19 protein-coding genes and 2 tRNA genes are annotated in these 20,299 nt (G+C 57.0%); 13 read left to right on the plus strand and 8 right to left on the minus strand.

Going from position 1 to position 20,299, the window contains the following annotated elements:
• Nucleotides 1–276 precede the first annotated feature (276 nt).
• From AP059_RS18175 to AP059_RS18190, 4 genes are all read left to right on the plus strand, one after another.
• A tRNA-Met gene (locus tag AP059_RS18175) sits at nucleotides 277–353 on the plus strand.
• Between the two features lie 147 nt (nucleotides 354–500).
• Nucleotides 501–577 (plus strand) — tRNA-Met (locus AP059_RS18180).
• Between the two features lie 259 nt (nucleotides 578–836).
• Nucleotides 837–3,479 carry a bifunctional lysylphosphatidylglycerol flippase/synthetase MprF gene (gene mprF, locus AP059_RS18185; protein ID WP_059761484.1) on the plus strand — a complete coding sequence of 881 codons (2,643 nt, stop codon included), beginning with the start codon at nucleotides 837–839 and terminating at the stop codon, nucleotides 3,477–3,479.
• Complete coding sequence (locus AP059_RS18190) at nucleotides 3,479–4,759, plus strand: virulence factor family protein (protein ID WP_059761483.1); 1,281 nt, start codon at nucleotides 3,479–3,481, stop codon at nucleotides 4,757–4,759. Before mprF ends, AP059_RS18190 begins: the two co-directional genes overlap by 1 nt.
• Nucleotides 4,760–4,923: 164 nt before the next feature.
• Here AP059_RS18190 and AP059_RS18195 read toward each other — a convergent pair whose 3' ends face one another.
• Nucleotides 4,924–6,825 carry a potassium transporter Kup gene (locus AP059_RS18195; protein ID WP_059761482.1) on the minus strand — a complete coding sequence of 634 codons (1,902 nt, stop codon included), beginning with the start codon at nucleotides 6,823–6,825 and terminating at the stop codon, nucleotides 4,924–4,926.
• Between the two features lie 291 nt (nucleotides 6,826–7,116).
• Between AP059_RS18195 and rimO the strand changes: the two genes are divergently transcribed.
• From rimO to tsaA, 5 genes are all read left to right on the plus strand, one after another.
• Complete coding sequence (gene rimO, locus AP059_RS18200; protein ID WP_048401048.1) at nucleotides 7,117–8,454, plus strand: 30S ribosomal protein S12 methylthiotransferase RimO; 1,338 nt, start codon at nucleotides 7,117–7,119, stop codon at nucleotides 8,452–8,454.
• A gap of 104 nt (nucleotides 8,455–8,558) precedes the next feature.
• The gene (locus AP059_RS18205) at nucleotides 8,559–9,044 is read left to right on the plus strand and encodes an acetyltransferase (protein ID WP_059761481.1); all 486 of its coding nucleotides are present in this window, start codon (nucleotides 8,559–8,561) and stop codon (nucleotides 9,042–9,044) included.
• A 50-nt stretch (nucleotides 9,045–9,094) separates the two neighbouring features.
• Nucleotides 9,095–9,805 carry an rRNA pseudouridine synthase gene (locus AP059_RS18210; protein ID WP_048362758.1) on the plus strand — a complete coding sequence of 237 codons (711 nt, stop codon included), beginning with the start codon at nucleotides 9,095–9,097 and terminating at the stop codon, nucleotides 9,803–9,805.
• A 76-nt stretch (nucleotides 9,806–9,881) separates the two neighbouring features.
• Nucleotides 9,882–10,346 carry a DUF1456 family protein gene (locus tag AP059_RS18215; protein WP_048362757.1) on the plus strand — a complete coding sequence of 155 codons (465 nt, stop codon included), beginning with the start codon at nucleotides 9,882–9,884 and terminating at the stop codon, nucleotides 10,344–10,346.
• Nucleotides 10,347–10,468: 122 nt separating this feature from the next.
• Nucleotides 10,469–11,164 (plus strand): tRNA (N6-threonylcarbamoyladenosine(37)-N6)-methyltransferase TrmO, encoded by a 696-nt coding sequence (gene tsaA, locus AP059_RS18220; protein ID WP_059761480.1) that lies wholly within the window; start codon nucleotides 10,469–10,471, stop codon nucleotides 11,162–11,164.
• A gap of 62 nt (nucleotides 11,165–11,226) precedes the next feature.
• Here the strand turns inward: tsaA and fpr are convergent, their stop codons facing one another.
• The gene (gene fpr, locus AP059_RS18225; RefSeq protein WP_048362755.1) at nucleotides 11,227–12,006 is read right to left on the minus strand and encodes a ferredoxin-NADP reductase; all 780 of its coding nucleotides are present in this window, start codon (nucleotides 12,004–12,006) and stop codon (nucleotides 11,227–11,229) included.
• Nucleotides 12,007–12,123: 117 nt separating this feature from the next.
• Here fpr and AP059_RS18230 point away from each other — a divergent pair, with 117 nt between their 5' ends.
• A complete protein-coding gene (locus tag AP059_RS18230) occupies nucleotides 12,124–13,050 on the plus strand; it encodes a LysR family transcriptional regulator (RefSeq protein ID WP_048362754.1) in 927 nt (308 codons plus the stop codon).
• Here the strand turns inward: AP059_RS18230 and AP059_RS18235 are convergent.
• Both AP059_RS18235 and erdR read right to left on the minus strand, forming a co-directional pair.
• Nucleotides 13,047–13,409 carry a diacylglycerol kinase gene (locus tag AP059_RS18235; protein WP_048362753.1) on the minus strand — a complete coding sequence of 121 codons (363 nt, stop codon included), beginning with the start codon at nucleotides 13,407–13,409 and terminating at the stop codon, nucleotides 13,047–13,049. The genes AP059_RS18230 and AP059_RS18235 overlap by 4 nt on opposite strands.
• Before the next feature lie 75 nt (nucleotides 13,410–13,484).
• Nucleotides 13,485–14,135, minus strand: coding sequence for a response regulator transcription factor ErdR (gene erdR / locus AP059_RS18240; protein ID WP_059761479.1), 651 nt, complete (start codon nucleotides 14,133–14,135; stop codon nucleotides 13,485–13,487).
• Here erdR and AP059_RS18245 point away from each other — a divergent pair.
• Nucleotides 14,128–14,334, plus strand: coding sequence for a hypothetical protein (locus tag AP059_RS18245; RefSeq protein ID WP_131811532.1), 207 nt, complete (start codon nucleotides 14,128–14,130; stop codon nucleotides 14,332–14,334). The two genes, erdR and AP059_RS18245, sit on opposite strands and share 8 nt — an antisense overlap.
• A gap of 95 nt (nucleotides 14,335–14,429) precedes the next feature.
• Here the strand turns inward: AP059_RS18245 and AP059_RS18250 are convergent, their stop codons facing one another.
• On the minus strand, nucleotides 14,430–15,182 hold the full coding sequence (locus AP059_RS18250; RefSeq protein WP_059761485.1) for a tRNA-uridine aminocarboxypropyltransferase: 753 nt from the start codon (nucleotides 15,180–15,182) through the stop codon (nucleotides 14,430–14,432).
• Between the two features lie 227 nt (nucleotides 15,183–15,409).
• Here AP059_RS18250 and AP059_RS18255 point away from each other — a divergent pair, with 227 nt between their 5' ends.
• Both AP059_RS18255 and AP059_RS18260 read left to right on the plus strand, forming a co-directional pair.
• Entirely contained in the window at nucleotides 15,410–15,820 is a 411-nt protein-coding gene (locus tag AP059_RS18255; RefSeq protein WP_059761477.1) for a PA3611 family quorum-sensing-regulated virulence factor, read from the plus strand.
• A gap of 225 nt (nucleotides 15,821–16,045) precedes the next feature.
• Nucleotides 16,046–17,146, plus strand: coding sequence for a TIGR00730 family Rossman fold protein (locus tag AP059_RS18260; RefSeq protein ID WP_059761476.1), 1,101 nt, complete (start codon nucleotides 16,046–16,048; stop codon nucleotides 17,144–17,146).
• Nucleotides 17,147–18,110: 964 nt separating this feature from the next.
• On the opposite strand, the gene recX is transcribed toward AP059_RS18260, so the two are convergent.
• From recX to AP059_RS18275, 3 genes are all read right to left on the minus strand, one after another.
• Complete coding sequence (recX, locus tag AP059_RS18265; RefSeq protein ID WP_059764782.1) at nucleotides 18,111–18,578, minus strand: recombination regulator RecX; 468 nt, start codon at nucleotides 18,576–18,578, stop codon at nucleotides 18,111–18,113.
• 7 nt (nucleotides 18,579–18,585) lie between these two features.
• On the minus strand, nucleotides 18,586–19,704 hold the full coding sequence (gene recA, locus AP059_RS18270; RefSeq protein WP_048362747.1) for a recombinase RecA: 1,119 nt from the start codon (nucleotides 19,702–19,704) through the stop codon (nucleotides 18,586–18,588).
• Between the two features lie 83 nt (nucleotides 19,705–19,787).
• Nucleotides 19,788–20,288, minus strand: a complete 501-nt coding sequence (locus AP059_RS18275; RefSeq protein ID WP_059764784.1) for a CinA family protein — start codon at nucleotides 20,286–20,288, stop codon at nucleotides 19,788–19,790.
• Nucleotides 20,289–20,299: the final 11 nt, after the last annotated feature.

Here is a 20,299-nt window from a genome sequence, read left to right on the forward strand (position 1 = left end):
GCTCATAACCCGAAGGTCGTCGGTTCAAATCCGGCTCCCGCAACCAAACATCGAAAAAGGCTACTCGAAAGAGTGGCCTTTTTTGTGCGCGTGCATTTTATGCAATGACACTTGCTGACCCTCATTTGCACTGCCAACCCCATTGCAGCCTGCGGCAGTGACTGGCAAGTCCGCGCCCTGCTTTCAGGTTGAAATCTGCGCATGCGACCTAATTCATTGTTTTTACGTATTAAAGTTTGACACTGCGGCGTATCGCTGTAGAATCCGCCCCACAGACGCGGGATGGAGCAGTCTGGTAGCTCGTCGGGCTCATAACCCGAAGGTCGTCGGTTCAAATCCGGCTCCCGCAACCAAACATCGAAGAAGGCTGCTCGAAAGAGCGGCCTTTTTTGTGCGTGTGTGTTTTTGCTGACCTACCACCTCAACGTTGTTTATTTCGACCGCGCGGTCAATTAAGCGTTGACACATCTTCGTTCATCTGTAGAATGCGCCCACACAGACGCGGGATGGAGCAGTCTGGTAGCTCGTCGGGCTCATAACCCGAAGGTCGTCGGTTCAAATCCGGCTCCCGCAACCAAACATCGAAAAAGGCTACTCGAAAGAGTGGCCTTTTTTGTGCGCGCTCGAAAAGTGCCCGGCACGCGTTTATTGACAATAAACGGCATATTTCTGAAAGTTCGTGCAGCTATCCCCTGACGCAGCAACTACCTTCTTTTCACCTCATCAACCTGAACCTCAGGCAAACAACTGAAAGTATTTCAAAATATTTTAGCCAAAAGGATTGGTAACTTGAGTCTATGCCTCCATCCTATCGCGCACGATCCACGAGGTGATTGATGCCCGATAATTCGCCACTCCCCAAAGACACCGTTACAGCAGCCCACCCGATTGCCGCGACCCGCTTGCGCTGGCTGGATTTGTTGAGCAAGTACCGCCAACCCATCGGGCTGGTGCTCACCTTGCTGCTGTTTGCGATAGCCCTGATTGCATGTCGCCATCTACTCAGCGAACTTGACCTGTACGCACTGCACGACTCCATTCTTGAAGTGCCCAAGCCCGCCCTCTTCGGCGCTGTGGCTGCCACGGCTGTCGGGTTTCTGATCCTGCTCGGGTATGAATGGTCTGCGAGTCGCTACGCGGGGGTCAAACTGCCTCCCAAAACTTTGGCTCTTGGCGGCTTCACAGCTTTTGCCATTGGTAACGCCATCGGCCTGTCGCTGCTGTCCGGCGGCTCGGTGCGCTACCGTTTATATGCACGCCACGGTGTCGGCGCCTCGGAAGTGGCACACATGACGCTGTTCGCCAGCCTCTCTTTAGGCTGCGCGTTACCGCCCCTGGCAGCGCTCGCAACCTTAAGCAATTTGCCCGCAGCCGCAGCCGCCCTGCACCTTCCCGCCTATTTATTGGGTGCGATTTCTTTCGCGGTGCTGGCACTGTTCGGTTTGTTGGCACTGGGCATTTATCGTCGCCGACTGCCCGAACAACCGATACCGGACAACTTGCTGGTCAAGGCTGGCCGACGCACCCTGCGCCTGCCGAGCCCACGCCTGACGCTCCTGCAACTGGTGATCACCGCCCTGGACGTGGCCGCAGCAGCTACCGTGCTGTATTTGTTACTGCCCGAAGCGCCCCCGTTTGGCGCTTTCATGCTGGTTTATCTGCTGGCGCTGGCCGCAGGCGTGTTGAGTCATGTTCCCGGCGGCGTGGGTGTCTTTGAGGCGATATTGCTCGCCGCCTTTGCCGACAAGCTGGGGGCTGCGCCGTTGGCCGCCGCTTTGCTGCTGTACCGCATGATTTACGTGATTCTGCCGCTGCTGGTCGCGTGCCTGATGCTGCTGATCAACGAAGCCCAGCGCCTGATTCAAACCCGCCAAAGTCTGCGCGTCGCTTCGGGCCTTGCCGCTCCGATCCTCGCGGTGCTGGTGTTCATGTCGGGCGTGGTGTTGCTGTTCTCGGGGGCGACTCCTGAAATCGACACCCGCCTTGAACACATCGGCTTTCTTATCCCGCACCGCCTGATTGATGCCTCACACTTTGGCGCCAGCCTGATTGGCGTGCTGTGCCTGTTGCTGGCTCAAGGCTTGCGTCGACGCTTGTCGGCGGCGTGGATGCTGACCACCATTTTGCTGCTAGTGGGTGCCGTGCTGTCGCTGCTCAAGGGCTTTGACTGGGAAGAAGCGTGCATTCTGGCCCTGACCGCCAGCCTGCTGGCGCTGTTTCGCCGCTCGTTCTATCGCCCCAGCCGTTTGACTGAACTGCCCTTCTCTCCCCTGTATCTGGTCGCCAGCCTCTGTGTGCTGGGCGCCTCGATCTGGCTGCTGCTGTTTGCCTATCAGGACGTGCCTTACAGCCATCAGCTGTGGTGGCAATTCACCCTGGATGCCGATGCGCCACGCGGGTTGCGCTCATTGCTGGGCGCCGCCGTGGTGTTGGTGATCGTTTCGCTGACCTGGCTGCTGCGCACCGCCCGGCCCGTCATCCACCTGCCGGATGCCGAGGAACTGGCACGCGCCGAGAAAATCCTCCTGGCGTCCAACCAACCCGACGGCGGCCTGGCCCTGACCGGCGATAAAGCCTTGCTGTTCCACCCGCACGACAACGCTTTTTTGATGTACGCCCGCCGTGGCCGCAGCCTGGTGGCCTTGTACGACCCGATTGGGCCGAACCAGCAACGTGCCGAGTTGATCTGGCAGTTTCGCGACCTGTGCGACACCTATCACGCGCGCCCCGTTTTTTATCAGGTTCGTGCTGAGAACCTGCCGTTCTATATGGACATCGGCCTGACCGCGATCAAGCTGGGCGAAGAAGCCCGCGTCGATTTGCAGCGCTTTGATCTCGACGCCAAAGGCAAAGAGATGAAGGACCTGCGTTACACCTGGAACCGCGGCACTCGTGACGGCCTGTCACTGGAGATTCACGAACCGGGTGAAGCGCCGATGGATGAATTGAAGGTGATTTCCGATGCCTGGCTCACGGGCAAGAACGTGCGCGAAAAAGGCTTCTCGCTGGGACGATTCAGCGAGGACTACATCAAGCATTTTCGTGTGGCGATTATTCGTTTCGAAGGTAAACCGGTGGCATTCGCCAACTTGCTGGAGACTCACAGCCACGAATTGTCGAGCCTTGACCTGATGCGCGCTCACCCCGATGCGCCGAAGTTGACCATGGAATTCATGATGGTCGGCCTGATTCAGCATTATAAGAAGCACGGATATGCCCGTTTCAGCCTGGGGATGGTGCCGTTGTCCGGCTTGCAACCGCGTCGGGGCGCACCGCTGACCCAGCGTTTGGGGTCGATGTTGTTCCAGCGCGGCGAGCACCTGTACAACTTCCAGGGGTTGCGCCGTTTTAAAGACAAATTCCAGCCTGACTGGGAACCTCGTTATATGGCCGTGCCTGCCGGACTTGATCCGCTGGTCGCACTGGCTGATACCGCCGCCCTGATTGCAGGCGGCTTGACTGGATTGGTGAAACGTTAATGAAACATCGTTCCTGGCGGTTTTTGCTGGTCACTCTGGTGGTGTTGGTCGCGCTGGTGGCAGGCGGCTATTGGGCATGGAACCGTCCCGCTCCTGAGCCCACAATTGAACACATCAGCCAAGCCGACGGCTCGACGCTGACCAAGGTCATCCCGGGCCAGAAAGCCCGCGCCCAAGTGGTCATCGCCGTACCCACCGAAGAAGCGCTCAACGATAAGCAATTACTGGCGTTGAGCCGCGGCGGCGCAGCTCAGTTGGCGCAGGTCATCCTGCCCAAAGAGGACTGCACCTTGCAGCAGCAAGCGCTGCAAAACGCACTCGCTCAGCTCAAAGGCCCGGCCACGCTGGTCAGTGGCATTGGTCCCGGTGCAACGCTGGCCTGGCGCTGGCTGGCCGGGCAAACCAACGACAAAGCGCAAGCGGTGTCAGTGGGCTTCAAGCTCGAAGAGCCGGGATGCGCCCTGCCCGTGCCAAAGGCGGCTGCCCACGGCAACTGGCTGGTGGCCTGGAACGACAACCCTGACGATCCAAGTGCTGCGTTCGTACGCGATCAAAGCAATGCACAGACCAGCATCAGCGACTACGACATCCATTTGCCGCAAGTGCTGAGCAATGAACTGCGCAAAATCCTGGTGGGCAATGAGAACGGTGGGCTGAGCATGCCGGTGGTCGAAGTCCCGGCCGGTCAGCAAAACAATACCGTGACGCTGTTTTTATCGGGTGATGGCGGCTGGCGTGATCTGGACCGTGACGTGGCCGGTGAAATGGCCAAGATCGGTTACCCGGTGGTGGGTATCGACATGCTGCGCTACTACTGGCAGCACAAAACCCCGGAGCAAAGCGCTACCGACCTGACAGAACTGATGCAGCACTACCGTCAGAAATGGGGCACCCAGCGTTTTGTGCTGGTCGGCTACTCGTTTGGTGCTGATGTGCTGCCTGCCACCTACAACCGTCTACCAGAAGCCGAGCAAAAGCGCGTAGATGCCATTATGTTGCTGGCATTTGCCCGCAGTGGCAGTTTTGAAATCCATGTGGATGGCTGGCTGGGTAAAGCGGGTGCAGAAGCCGACACGGGCGAAGAAATGTCAAAACTGCCGCCAGCCAAAGTCGTGTGTATTTATGGCGAAGAGGAAGTCGACGAAAGCGGCTGTACGGCCAAAACAGCAGTGGGTGAAGGCTTGAAGCTACCGGGCGGCCATCACTTCGACGAGAACTACCCGGCACTGGCGCAACGGCTGGTCGACCTGATCAAGAAACACCAGGCCGTAGCCGAATAACCCGGTGCAAGCGGTGCGCAGACGTCTATGACGGGTGAGTTTACGATGGCTGCGCAACTGCACGCAGCCTCGCATGGCGCGTCATCGGCTACAGGCCTTGAGCACGTCAACCCATGGCGCAACAAAAAGCCCGACCTCTCACAAGGCCGGGCTTTTTTATCAGGCTACATCTCGACCTGGGTTCCCAGCTCGATCACCCGGTTTACCGGCAGCTTGAAGAAGCGCAGGTTGCCGTTGGCGTTTTTGAGCATGAAAGCAAACAGCCCTTCGCGCCAACGCGCCATGCCCACCAGTTTTGAAGGGATCACCGTTTCGCGACTGAGGAAATAGGTCGTGCGCATCGGACTGAAGTCCAGCTCGTCCAGATGGCACAGCTTCAACGCTTGCGGTACATCCGGCTCATCCATAAAACCAAAATGCAGAATCACCCGATAGAAGCCATCACCGTAAGCATCCACCTCAAAGCGTCGCTCAGCGGGCACCCGTGGCGAGTCTTCGTTGACCACCGTCAGCAGCACCACTTGCTCATGCAGGACCTGGTTATGCAGCAGGTTATGCAACAGCGCGTGGGGTACAGCGTCCGGGCGGGCAGTCAAAAACACAGCGGTGCCCTGCACACGGTGCGGCGGTTGCACGCGAATGCTGCTAATAAACAGCGGCAGTGGCAAGGCGCTCTCGTCGAGACGATCAACCAACAACTGTTTACCGCGACGCCAAGTGGTCATCAGTACAAACAGCACAATACCCGCCAACACCGGAAACGCTCCGCCCTGCACGATTTTCGGCACGTTGGCCGCAAAAAACAGGCCGTCCACCAGCAGAAAACCGACCAAAATGGGCACCGTTAAAATCGGTGGCCACTTCCACAGCAACAGCATCACCGCCGACACCAAAATACTGGTGATCAGCATGGTGCCGGTCACCGCCACGCCGTAAGCCGATGCCAGCGCGCCCGAGGACTCAAAGCCCAACACCAGCAAAATCACCCCCACCATCAACGACCAGTTCACGGCGCCGATGTAGATTTGGCCCTGTTCGGCGCTGGAAGTGTGCTGGATGTGCATACGCGGGATGTAACCCAACTGGATCGCCTGGCGGGTCAAGGAAAACGCCCCGGAAATTACCGCTTGCGATGCAATCACCGTGGCCAGCGTCGACAGCACCACCAACGGGATCAGCGCCCAACTGGGGGCCAGAAGATAGAACGGGTTACGCGCAGCGCCCGGGTTTTCGAGCAGCAATGCGCCTTGTCCGAAGTAGTTAAGCGCCAGCGCAGGCAACACCAAAATGAACCACGCCCGTGCAATCGGCTTGCGACCAAAGTGCCCCATGTCGGCGTACAACGCCTCGGCCCCGGTCAAGGCCAGGACCACCGCGCCCAAAATGGCCACGCCCATGCCAGGGTGTGACACAAAAAAGCGCACGCCCCAAACAGGGTTCAGTGCGTTGAGGACTTCAGGGTGCTGGGTTATCCCGTGAATGCCCAGCCCGCCCAATACCAGAAACCACACCACCATCACCGGGCCAAACAGCTTGCCAATGCTGGCAGTCCCGTGGCGCTGAATCAGAAACAGCAGCACCAGCACCACCAACGCGAGGGGCACTACCCAGTGGTCCAGGCCATCAAACGCCAGCTCAAGCCCTTCAACCGCGGATAGAACCGAGATCGCCGGGGTGATCATGCTGTCACCGTAAAACAACGATGCGCCGATCAACCCCAGAATCACCAGCACCGAACGCAATTTGGGATAAGGCGAAGCGGCTCGGCGAGCCAGCGCGGTCAAGGCCATAATGCCGCCTTCGCCCTGGTTATCGGCGCGCAAGATGAACAGTACGTATTTGATCGACACGACCCAAATCAGCGACCACAGAATCAGCGCCAAAATGCCGAACACACCGTCGTGGTTGACCTGTACCCCATAACCGCCGGAAAACACCTCTTTGAGGGTGTACAACGGGCTGGTACCAATGTCGCCGTAAACCACCCCGACCGCCGCAACCAGCATCCCAATCGGCTTGGCTTTTGAATGCCCGCCGTCTGCCGCCTGACTACTTGCCTGCCCCATCAACCACTCCTACAACTCTAGACCGCTGTTCTTAATGGCGAGCGCTACGTTTGCTCGGCAGCATGCGCTGATTGTCTGACTGTTATCTACGAAAATTCATAGGTTAGAAACCCTACTTTCGCGACGGCGCGCAGCATAGCGCAGCACTCGTCGTAAATCCCCGCATAACGCTGGTCAAGTGCGTTGACCATAGCTAAAATCACGCACTTTTTTTCATTAGAGGCGCATCAAGCGCCCGTTCGTCGTGCAGCCTTTACGGGCATGTAACGTCACTACATACCGAGGTTCGCCATGTCCACCGTTACCAAGCCTGCCAACCCCAAGGTTGGTTTTGTCTCCCTGGGTTGCCCAAAAGCGTTGGTCGACTCCGAGCGCATCCTCACGCAGCTGCGTATGGAAGGCTACGATGTCGTCTCCACCTATCAGGACGCTGACGTCGTGGTGGTTAACACCTGCGGCTTCATCGACAGCGCCAAAGCTGAATCGCTGGAAGTCATCGGCGAAGCCATCAAGGAAAACGGCAAAGTCATCGTGACTGGCTGCATGGGCGTCGAAGAAGGCAATATCCGCAACGTTCATCCAAGCGTGCTCGCCGTCACCGGCCCGCAGCAGTACGAGCAAGTGGTCAACGCCGTTCACCAAGTGGTGCCACCGCGTCAGGACCACAACCCGCTGATCGACCTCGTGCCGCCTCAAGGCATCAAGCTGACCCCGCGCCATTACGCGTACCTTAAAATCTCTGAAGGCTGTAACCACAGTTGCAGCTTTTGCATCATCCCTTCGATGCGCGGCAAGCTGGTCAGCCGCCCGGTCGGCGACGTGCTTGACGAAGCGCAGCGTCTGGTCAAGTCCGGGGTTAAAGAGCTGCTGGTGATTTCCCAAGACACCAGTGCCTATGGCGTTGACGTGAAATACCGTACCGGTTTCTGGAACGGCGCCCCCGTCAAAACCCGTATGACTGAACTGTGCGAAGCCTTGAGCTCGCTGGGTGTATGGGTGCGCCTGCACTACGTTTACCCGTACCCGCACGTTGATGAGCTGATCCCGTTGATGGCCGCCGGCAAAATCCTGCCGTACCTGGACATCCCGTTCCAGCACGCCAGCCCTAAAGTGCTCAAGTCGATGAAACGCCCGGCGTTTGAAGACAAGACTCTGGCGCGGATCAAAAACTGGCGCGTCATCTGCCCGGACCTGATCATCCGCTCGACCTTCATCGTCGGCTTCCCCGGCGAAACCGAAGAAGACTTCCAGTACCTGCTGGACTGGCTGAGCGAAGCGCAACTGGATCGCGTGGGTTGCTTCCAGTATTCGCCCGTAGAAGGCGCACCGGCCAACGATCTGGATCTGGACATAGTGCCCGATGACATCAAGCAGGACCGTTGGGATCGCTTTATGGCGCACCAGCAAGCCATCAGTGCGGCACGTCTGCAAATGAAAATCGGCAAGGACATCGAAGTCCTGATCGATGAAGTGGACGAGCAAGGCGCTGTAGGCCGTTGCTTCTTTGACGCACCGGAAATCGACGGCAACGTGTTTATCGCCACCGACAAAGACATCAAGCCGGGTGACAAGATCATGTGTCGCGTGACCGACGCCGACGAGTATGACCTGTGGGCTGAAGTGATCTAAATCGCCGCACGCTCTGAAAAAGCCCTGCCGCACTCGCGCCAGGGCTTTTTTTACGGCTATGGTTAACCTCATGGTTTAACGACGGGCGTCAGGAGAAAGGCGTAATGGGCCGGGTATGGGTGGTAGAAACACCACAACAGGACGATTTCACAGAGCTGTGCCAGGTTTGGGAAGGCTCCGTGCGGGCAACCCATGACTTTTTACCTGACCGTTATATCCAAGAACTGCGCGAACTAGTGGCGCACGCCTACCTTAAGGCGGTGAAGCTGATTTGCTGTAAAGACCCGCTCACCGGCCGCATCGTGGGGTTTTGCGGGATCCATGCCGACAAAGTTGAAATGCTGTTCATTGACCCTGAGTACCGAGGGCGTGGCGTAGGTAAAACACTGCTCAGGCATGCCATCGACAACCTCCATGCCGTACAACTCGATGTCAATGTGCAGAACCCGCAAGCCATCGGCTTTTACTTCAAACAAGGATTTGAAGTCATCGGCCGCAGTGAAACAGACGGCATGGGTGAGCCTTATCCACTCCTGCACCTGCGTTATAAACGCACAACACCGACCCAAGGCAAATGTAGCCGGACTTAACCGACGCGAGGCGGGTACAATAGCCGCCCAATTACATTACGGCCCTTGTCATGTCTGAACCGATACGTCTCTCCAAACGCCTCATCGAACTCGTCGGCTGCTCGCGCCGTGAGGCCGAACTGTTCATTGAAGGTGGCTGGGTCACGGTAGATGGCGAAGTCATCGACGAACCACAATTCAAGGTCGACAACCAAAAAGTCGAGCTGGACCCTGAAGCCAAGGCCACCGCCCCCGAGCCGGTGACCATCTTGCTGAATGCCCCCGCCGGGCTGGACACTGACAGCGCCATGGCGTTGATCGGCCCGGACACCCTGAGTGAAGAGCACCGTTACGGCAAACGCCCGCTAAAAGGTCACTTCCTGCGCTTGAGCGTTGGCAATGAACTGCAAGCAGGCGCCAGCGGCTTACTGGTGTTCACCCAGGACTGGAAGATCGTGCGCAAGCTGACCGCTGACGCCAACAAGATTGAACAGGAATACGTGGTTGAAGTGTCTGGCGAGATGGCGCCTCACGGCCTCAATCGGCTCAATCACGGCATGACGTACAAAGGCCGTGAGCTGCCTGCCGTCAAAGCCAGCTGGCAGAGTGAAAACCGCCTGCGCTTTGCGATGAAAAACCCGCAGCCGGGCGTTATTGCACTGTTTTGCCAGGCCGTGGGCCTGACGGTTATTTCCACCCGCCGCATTCGTATCGGCGGCGTGTCGATGGGCAAGCTGCCTGTAGGCCAATGGCGCTACATGACGACCAAAGAAAAGTTCTAAACACGGCTTTACCCCGAACATATCGACACCGCAGCACGCCTGCGGTGCTCTCTGCTGAATATCAGGATTACCCACCATGATTCATAACGACGTACTGCGCAGCGTGCGCTACATGCTCGACATCAGCGACAACAAGATGGTCGACATCATCAAACTGGGCGGCTTTGAAGTGTCCAAGGAAGACCTCTTGAACTACCTGAAAAAAGAAGATGAAGAAGGTTATGTCTTCTGCCCGGACGTGGTGATGGCGCATTTCCTGGATGGCCTGGTGATCTTCAAGCGCGGCAAAGACGAAAGCCGTCCTGCGCAACCGATTGAAACGCCAGTGACCAACAACATCATCCTGAAAAAACTGCGCGTGGCCTTCGAGCTGAAAGAAGACGACATGCACGCGATTCTTAAAGCCGCCGAGTTCCCGGTGTCCAAGCCTGAGCTGAGCGCCCTGTTCCGCAAGTTTGGTCACACCAACTACCGCACCTGCGGCGACCAGTTGCTGCGCAACTTCCTCAAAGGCCTGACCCTGCGCGTCCGGCCCGCCTGAGTGCTGCCGTAGTCGTCACTGGCGCAGGCCGCGAAAAGATCTGAAGATCTGATGCAACACCTATTTCATGGGCCGCAACCGCAGCCCATCGCAGCCTGCGGCCGCGACTACAGGGTCCCTTCATGAGCTACAGCGTTTCCCCCATCGGTTTTGTGCGCTCCTGTTTCAAGGAGAAGTTCGCCATTCCGCGTCAGCCGCAATTGGCCCCCGCCGCCCGTGGTGTGCTGGAGCTGGTCGCGCCGTTCAATCAGGGCGATGCGGTGCAAGGGCTTGAGCAGGTCAGCCATGTGTGGTTGCTGTTTGTGTTCCATCAAGCCCTGGAGAACAAACCCCGATTAAAAGTGCGACCGCCGCGCCTTGGGGGCAACACGTCGATGGGCGTCTTTGCGACCCGTGCCACTCATCGTCCAAATGGCATCGGCCAGTCTGTCGTCAAGCTGGATCGCGTTGAAGCAGGCCGGCTGCACATCTCGGGTATCGACCTGCTCGACGGTACGCCGATTCTGGACATCAAGCCCTATGTGCCTTACGCCGACATAATCCCTGGCGCCAGTAACGACATGGCCAGCGCAGCCCCTGTGCTGATCCCGGTGGTCTGGGCCGAGAACGCGCTGCAACAGGCGCATGCCCACGCCCTGCGCCTTCAAGAGCCGCTCGTGGCCCTGATTGAACAGTGTTTGGCGCAAGACCCACGTCCGGCCTACCAGACGCCTACAGCAGAACGAGAGTACGGCGCTCAGTTTTGGGACCTGGATGTGCGCTGGCACTACCCCGAGCCGGGCATGATCCGAGTGCTGGAAGTGATCACAGCGGCCTAAAACCCGGTCAGCAAAAAGCCCGCGCTGTCGTCAGACACCGCGGGCTTTTTGTTGAAAGACGCTTACTTTTCTACGAAAGCGCGCTCGATCAGGTAATCACCCGGCTCGCGCATACGCGGCGAAACGGTCAGGCCAAAGCTGTTCAGAACTTCGCTGGTTTCGTCCAGCATGCTTGGGCTACCGCACAGCATGGCACGGTCATCTTGCGCATTGATCGGCGGCAAGCCGATGTCGCTGAACAGTTTGCCACTGCGCATCAGGTCGGTCAGGCGCCCCTGATTTTCAAACGGCTCGCGGGTTACGGTGGGGTAGTAGATCAACTTTTCACGCAGCGCTTCACCGAAGAACTCGTTCTGCGGCAAATGCTCGGTGATGAATTCGCGGTAAGCGACTTCGTTGACGTAACGCACACCGTGGCACAGGATCACTTTTTCGAAACGCTCGTAGGTTTCCGGGTCCTGGATGACGCTCATAAACGGCGCCAAGCCTGTACCGGTGCTGAGCAAGTACAAATGCTTGCCCGGCTTCAAGTCGTCCAGCACCAGCGTACCCGTAGGTTTTTTGCTGATGATGATCTCGTCGCCTTCCTTCAAGTGCTGCAACTGGGACGTCAGCGGGCCGTCTGGCACCTTGATGCTGAAGAACTCCAGATGCTCTTCCCAGTTCGGGCTGGCGATCGAGTAGGCACGCATAAGCGGACGGCCGTTGGGTTGTTGCAGGCCGATCATCACGAACTGACCGTTCTCAAAGCGCAGGCCCGGGTCGCGGGTGCACTTGAAGCTGAACAGGGTGTCGTTCCAGTGGTGAACACTGAGGACACGTTCGTGGTTCATGTTGCTCATGTACGGGGCTCCTAATTTCGCCTGCGCTGACTATGGGCGCGATTGCATAGCATTCTAATGGCGACGACAATATCTGTTAACTGAATTATTAAGATAAGGGTTATCGGTTATATCGATATGCGATTTACTCTCAGACAACTTCAAGTGTTCGTCACCGTCGCCCAACAAGAGAGCGTGTCACGCGCTGCTGGCTTGTTGGCCCTTTCACAATCGGCCGCCAGCACCTCAATTACCGAACTGGAACGCCAAACCAGTTGCCAACTCTTTGATCGCGCCGGCAAGCGTTTAAGCCTCAACGCGCTCGGCCGCCAACTGTTGCCACAAGCTGTCGCCCTGCTCGACCAGGCCAAAGAAATCGAAGACCTGCTTAACGGTAAGTCCGGGTTTGGCTCGCTGACGGTGGGGGCAACCCTGACCATCGGCAATTACCTGGCCACTTTGCTCATCGGCAGCTTTATGCAAGCTCACCCCGAAAGCCAAGTGAAACTGGTTGTTCAAAACACAGCGCACATCGTGCAACAAGTGACCCATTATGAAATTGATCTGGGTCTAATTGAGGGCGACTGTAGCCACCCGGACATCGAAGTTCAGAGCTGGGTCGAGGATGAATTGGTGGTGTTTTGCGCACCGCAGCATCCGCTGGCCGCCAAGGGGAGCGCCACACTGCAAGAGCTGACTCGTGAAGCGTGGATTTTGCGTGAACAGGGTTCGGGCACACGGCTGACCTTCGACCAGGCCATGCGCCATCATCAGAGTGCGCTCAACATTCGCCTGGAGCTGGAACACACCGAGGCGATCAAGCGCGCGGTGGAGTCTGGCCTGGGCATTGGGTGTATCTCTCGCCTGGCACTGCGCGATGCCTTCAGACGCGGCAGCCTGGTGGCGGTTGAAACGCCGGAGCTGGATCTTGCGCGGCAGTTTTACTTCATCTGGCACAAGAAAAAGTACCAAACCTCTGCCATGCGCGAGTTTTTGGACCTGTGCCGCGCCTTCACCGCCGGGGTTCAGCGCAGCGACGAGATCGTACTGCCCAGCATCGCTTAAAGCAGGATGACAGCCCACACCACGGCAATCAGGGTGAGCACCACAAACTGAGCGGCGCTGCCCATGTCTTTGGCGTTCTTGGACAAGGGGTGCAGATCGAGGGAGATCCGGTCAATCGCCGCTTCAATGGCCGAATTGAGCAACTCGACGATCAATGCCAGCAGGCATACAGCGATCAACAACGCGCGCTCAACCCGGCTGACATTCAAGAAAAACGTCAGGGGGATCAGCACCACATTAAGCAGCACCAACTGGCGAAAAGCGGCTTCGCCCGTAAAGGCTGCGCGCAGCCCATCCAGCGAGTATCCGCCTGCATTCAAAATCCGTTTAAACCCGGTTTTCCCTTTAAAAGGCGACATAGATAGGCAACTGAGCAAAAAATGAGAAAAGAACGCTAGTTCACGCTTCGTCAAAAAAGCGTGAAGCCTGGCAATTTAATGGTTCGAAATTGACTCGAGTTGTTGCAGGAGCAACGCCGCCTGCGTACGGGTGCGTACACCCAGCTTGCGAAATATCGCGGTAACGTGCGCCTTGATCGTGGCTTCCGACACGCTCAACTCATAAGCAATCTGCTTGTTCAGCAACCCTTCACAGACCATCGTTAGCACCCGGAACTGCTGCGGCGTCAAGCTGGCCAAGCCTTCGCTGGCGGCTTTGGCTTCGGCAGACACCTGCACCTCTTCGAACGCCTGAGGCGGCCACGACACATCGCCATCCAGTACGGCACGTACTGCTTTTTGAATTTCTGCCATAGAGCTGGACTTGGGAATAAACCCGCTGGCGCCGAACTCGCGAGAGCGGACCATGACCGAGGCTTCTTCCTGGGCAGACACCATCACCACCGGAATTTGCGGGTATTGCCCACGCAGCAATACCAGCCCGGAAAACCCGTAAGCGCCCGGCATGTTCAAGTCGAGCAGTACCAGATCCCAATCCGCCTTGATTGCCAGTTGCTTTTCGAGCTCGGCAATACTGGCGACTTCTACCAGACGAACATCAGGTCCCAGCCCCAACGTCACCGCCTGAAGCAATGCACTGCGGAACAATGGGTGGTCGTCGGCAATCAGGATTTCGTATGTGGCCATTTTTAAAATGATCCCGTTTCAGGCGAGCCCTGATGAATTCCAGCACTCGCTAAGGCAACTTGAGCAGCAGTTGAAAGACTGTGCGTCAAAGGGCGTGCTTAGGCTAAACGTCGTGAAAAATAAGCGTTTGAACAGCAACAGCGCCCGAATCGGCGCCAAGCATGCCCAGCGAACTGTGGGTGGTCAAGGACAAACCTGACCCCAACGTTCAACTTATTCCGACGTCAAACGCACCGGTCAGGATGCGACGCTTTGACACACGTTGTGAACGCGCAAAATTGTAGCGCTACTTCTTTAGTCTATTGAGAGCGATTCTGGCGAAGGTCTTTTACAAAAAACACCCAGCTCATGGTGCGCGGCGCTGCTTTCGTTCATCGGCAACTGATTTCGGGCATCCAGATAGTGCTGACTGAACACATCGAAGTACGCATCCAGCGCGGTGGACGTCTGGGTATCACCTGCAAGGTCCAGGCACAAGCTGGCGACCTCGGCAGTGCATAGATGCTCACTGCGGGTGGAGCGGCGCAGGCGATAGCGTGAGAGTTTTTCAGGCAGCAGGCTCAGGATCGGAAAACGATCAAAATGCGGGCTTTTGCGGAAAATCTTGCGGGCTTCGGTCCACGTGGCATCAAGCAGAATGAACAGAGGGCGTTTTCCGCTCTCGGCCTGAACTGTATGGGTGACGCGCCCAGGCTCCACGTACTCGCCCGGAAATACCAGATAAGGCTGCCACTGCGGGTCGGCCAGCAACTCAAGCAATGCCGGATCGGTTTCAGTGCGCGACCAGATAAAGGCAAAGTTGTCGCTCACCACGTCAGCAATCAACCAGCCAGTATTGCTCGGCTTGAACACTTCTTTTTTGGTCATGATCAGGCACACCCCGGCGCGCGTACTGACCTGCGGGCGCCAGCGGCACAAACAATGGCTGGCAATCACGCGGCACGTAGGGCAACGCGGCGCTCGCGAGCCACGGGACAAATAGGGTTTTGTGCTTTCCTCTTCTCGCTCGTCTCGTAAACGGGCAACAGCATTCGGGGAAAAGGTCATCAGGGTCATGGTGTTTACTTTGAGATGCAGATCGCCCGCACGCCTCGGGTTAGCGCTGGGCAGATTGGCTGGAGGAAGGCGCGCAGTCTATCAGAGGCCGCCTTGTGGCGTGCCAACCCGTGACTTCAGGCATTTCCTGTAACCGCAGGCTGACCTATACTCCCGCGCCACTGAACGCATAGAAATGTGGCGGGTCAAAGCCTGCGTCACTGAATCAGGAGAGTTTCATGTTGCGCACTATCATTCCGACCGTCGCTTTAATGCTGGCTCTGCCTTTGGGCGCACAAGCGGCCTCTCTCAAAGATTTCAAACTTGAACAGGACCTGAAAGAGACGGCCGAAAAAAGCAGCCAGGGCACACCCAGACTGATGGAATCAGGCCTTACCGATAACGGTTTTAGCGCTGAAGGCCGGGTACTGACCAATCACCTGGTCGCTCCACAGGCACTGGCTTTAAACATACTCAAAGATAAAGAGAAAGCTGCGTCGAGCCTCGGCCGAGGTGTGTGTAGCAATAAAAATTTTCGTACATTGCTCGCCAAAGGCGCAATTGTGCGACTGGACATCAAAGATGACCAAAACAACATCACGATTCTCAGCCAAGACATTGTCGCTGATAACTGTCGGCCAAAAAAATAAACCCTTTCGAAGTGCATGCACGCCGTAATTCGTTGCGGCGTACGCAGTTTTCTATCTCACCTTCTCTCCCCCTCCTCCCGCCTATTTTCATGGATTTCAGGCAATTAGCGGTTGCCAGGTTCGACAGCACAAGACCATCATCAGGCCATTACTTCTGACACGCTGTGTCTGCGCGCTGTCATGCTTTACTGCGCCCCAAAGGATGTTGTGCTGAAGGAGATCTACATGCCTGATCAAACCCATGCGAACCTGCCTCTCGATTTCGAACACTTGAGCCTCGACCTTGCGCAGCACGTCGATGCCCAACTTGAGTTGATTGCCCCCGACAGCAAAAACCGACCGCTTTACCGCGAAATGATGCTGACGGTATTGCGTATGGCGCACGACGACTTTGATCGCTGGAACGCCAAAATTACGCTGCAAGCCATACGTGAGCTGGAGCAAAGCTTTCGCGTGCTGGAGCAATTCAAGTCACGGCGCAAAATCACCGTGTTTGGCTCGGCACGTACCCCAATGGAAGACCCGCTGTATGCATTGGCCCGTGAAGTAGGCGCGGCACTGGCCAGAGCCGACATGATGGTGATCACCGGCGGCGGTGCAGGCATCATGGCCGCGGCCCATGAGGGGGCCGGTCTTGAACACAGCCTGGGCTTCAATATCACCCTGCCGTTTGAACAGCGTGCCAACCCGACCATCCTGGGCAGCTCACACCTGCTGGCGTTCCACTTCTTCTTTACGCGCAAACTGTTTTTCATCAAGGAAGCGGCCGGACTGGTGATGTGCCCTGGCGGATTCGGCACGCTGGATGAAGTGCTGGAGGTGCTGACGCTGATACAAACCGGCAAAACGCCATTGGTGCCTGTGGTGTTGCTCGACATACCGGGCGGGACATTTTGGCAAAGCGCACTGGACTTCATTCAAGCGCAGCTGCAAGCCAATCATTACATCCTGCCTAACGACTTGAAGTTAATGCGCCTCGTCCACAGCGCCGAAGAAGCCGTGGCGCAGATTGATCAGTTTTACAACAACTTCCACTCCACACGCTGGCTGAACAAGATTTTTGCGATACGCATGAAACGCCCCGTCAGTGCGCTGGCGCTGAAACATATACAGCACGAATTTGCCGATATCTGCTTAAGCGATAGCTTTCATCAACAGTTGGATGACGAACCCGCGTTTGAACACCTTACGCGTTTGAGTTTTGCTTTCAGCGGCCGCAATCAGGGGCGCCTGCGCGAGTTGGTGGACTTTATCAATCTGCCGCAGAACTGGGCTGATGCTGGGGGAATGATCCAGAAGAAGTCACTTGAGCCTTTGTCTCGATAAACCTGCAATCTTCTGCTCGCCAGCGTGGCAGATGTTGCGCTCATGCTCAGTCGCTGCGGTGCGAAGCGGCTGGGAATCCCAAGACTGTGGCAGGTTTGAAGTATCAGATTGAATGGTTTTACGACCGCTACGCGCCCGGACGCAGCCTCGCGTTACTCGTCAGCGGCTACAAAGGTATTGGCGGGGCCGGGACGCTTGATTGCGAAGTGGTTGTAAACCTGATGACTGCGGGGTCTCTGCGGTAGCACGTTTAATGGTTTTACGGCCGCTACGCGACCGGACGCAGCCTCGCGTTACTCGTCAGCGACTACAAAGGTATTGGCGGGGCTGGGACGCTTGGTTGCGAAGTGGTTGTAAACCTGATGACTGCGGGGTTTCTGCGGTAGCGCGTTTAACGGTTTTACGGCCGCTACGCGACCGGACGCAGCCTCGCGTTACTCGTCAGCGACTACAAAGGTATTGGCGGGGCTGGGACGCTTGGTTGCGAAGTGGTTGTAAACCTGATGACTGCGGGGTCTCTGCGGTAGCGCGTTTAACGGTTTTACGGCCGCTACGCGACCGGACGCAGCCTCGCGTTACTCGTCAGCGACTACAAAGGTATTGGCGGGGCCGGGACGCTTGGTTGCGAAGTGGTTGTAAACCTGATGACTGCGGGGTCTCTGCGGTAGCGCGTTTAACGGTTTTACGGCCGCTACGCGACCGGACGCAGCCTCGCGTTACTCGTCAGCGACTACAAAGGTATTGGCGGGGCCGGGACGCTTGGTTGCGAAGTGGTTGTAAACCTGATGACTGCGGGGTCTCTGCGGTAGCGCGTTTAACGGTTTTACGGCCGCTACGCGACCGGACGCAGCCTCGCGTTACTCGTCAGCGACTACAAAGGTATTGGCGGGGCCGGGACGCTTGATTGCGAAGTGGTTGTAAACCTGATGACTGCGGGGTTTCTGCGGTAGCGCACTTAAGATTTTCAGTCATCGAACTCTCGGCCACTGAGCAAGCGACCAATCATTTCAAGCGGATACCCTCTGTAACTCAAGAAGCGCCCTTGACGTGCACGCTCTTTGGCATCTTCAGGCATACGCCCTGAAAACTTACGCTGCCAAGTGTCTTGCAACTGTGCTTGCCAGTTGAATTCACATTCACGCAGCGCCTCCTCCACGTCACTGCGTGCCAACCCTCGCTGATTCAACTCTTCGCGGATGCGCAAAGGGCCATAACCCGAGCGGGCACGGTAGGAGATATAGCTTTCAAGGTAACGCGATTCGGACAGCAAGCCATCTTCCGTTAAACGGTCGAGGGCTATGTCGATCATGTCAGGGCAAGCGCCTCGCTGACGCAACTTGCGCGTCAGCTCGACACGACCGTGCTCGCGTCGCGCGAGCAGGTCCATTGCTGATCGCCGTATGGCGACGAGGTCTTCCAGAACAACAGTCATGATTCAATCAGTTGCTAGCGTCGTCTGAGCCCGAATTTTCAAGCTCCATTTCCGCCGCTTCTTGTTCAGCTGCCGCTTGCTTGGCCGCCTTGCTCAGTTTTGGCATGACTTTCATTGCAGCCAGTTCGCTCTCGGTTTTTGGGCCGAGCAGCTTGTCACGCAGTTGCTTCTCAAGCGTGGCTTTAATGTCCGGGTTCTCATCAAGGAACTTGGCGGAGTTAGCCTTGCCCTGGCCGATTTTGCTGCCTTGGTAGCTGTACCAGGCACCGGCTTTTTCGACGAAACCGTGCAACACGCCCAGCTCGATCATCTCGCCGTTCAGGTAGATACCCTTGCCGTACAGAATCTGGAATTCAGCCTGACGGAATGGCGGAGCGACTTTGTTCTTGACCACTTTGACGCGGGTTTCGCTACCAATGACTACGTCGCCTTCTTTAACGGCGCCGGTGCGACGAATGTCCAGACGTACAGAGGCGTAGAACTTCAGGGCGTTACCACCGGTGGTGGTTTCCGGGCTGCCGAACATCACGCCGATTTTCATACGGATCTGGTTAATGAAGATCACCAGGCAGTTGGCATTTTTGATGTTGCCGGTGATTTTACGCAGTGCCTGAGACATCAAGCGGGCTTGCAGGCCAACGTGGGTGTCACCCATTTCGCCTTCAATTTCAGCTTTAGGCGTCAACGCAGCCACGGAGTCGATGATGATGACGTCAACTGCATTGGAACGCACCAGCATGTCAGTGATTTCCAGCGCCTGTTCGCCGGTGTCTGGCTGGGAAACCAGCAGGTCATCAACGTTGACACCCAATTTGGCGGCGTACTCAGGATCAAGGGCATGTTCCGCATCGACGAACGCACAGGTAGCACCAGCTTTTTGGGCTTGAGCGATAACGGACAGGGTCAGCGTGGTTTTACCCGAAGACTCCGGACCGTAGATTTCAACAATACGACCCTTTGGCAGACCGCCAATACCCAGCGCGATGTCCAGACCCAAGGAGCCGGTGGAGATAGCCGGGATCGCCTGGCGGTCTTGATCACCCATCAACATCACGGCGCCTTTGCCGAATTGACGTTCGATCTGACCCAAGGCCGCAGCCAAGGCTTTCTTCTTGTTGTCGTCCATTAAAGTCCTCTCGTAATCAATAAGGCCTGACGGCCGATAACTGTATAAGTAGCCAGTATTATTCCACAGGGTTTCAGGATCGCCTACCCCTGATTTTTTATTTCTCGTACCGTTCGGCGTATTAGACCCTCTAGCGCGGCTATCACCGTTTGTCGGCGCACATTATCGCGGTCTCCGGGGAAGTGCCTGCACTGCGTACATACCTCGGTGCCGGCGCCCCACGCCAGCCAAACGGTACCGACCGGTTTGGTCGCCGACCCGCCGCCCGGCCCGGCAATGCCGCTGACCGCCACCGCAAAATGCGCGCCGCTTTGTGCCTGCGCACCGCGCACCATCGCCTGGACTACCTCACTGCTGACCGCACCCACTTGCGCGAATAGAGTCTCGGGCACGTTCAACTGCTTAGTTTTCTGCTGGTTGGAATACGTGACAAACCCGGCTTCGAACCAGGACGAACTGCCAGCAACACGGGTGATGGCCTCAGCGATACCGCCGCCCGTGCAAGATTCAGCCGTTGTGACCTGCGCATTAAGAGTCTGCAAGTGCTGGCCCAGTTCAGTCGCCAGTTGAGTTAATTCGTCCACGATGGTCTCCC

This window comes from Pseudomonas sp. TAA207 (genome assembly GCF_001529285.1).
GTDB lineage: Bacteria > Pseudomonadota > Gammaproteobacteria > Pseudomonadales > Pseudomonadaceae > Aquipseudomonas > Aquipseudomonas weihenstephanensis.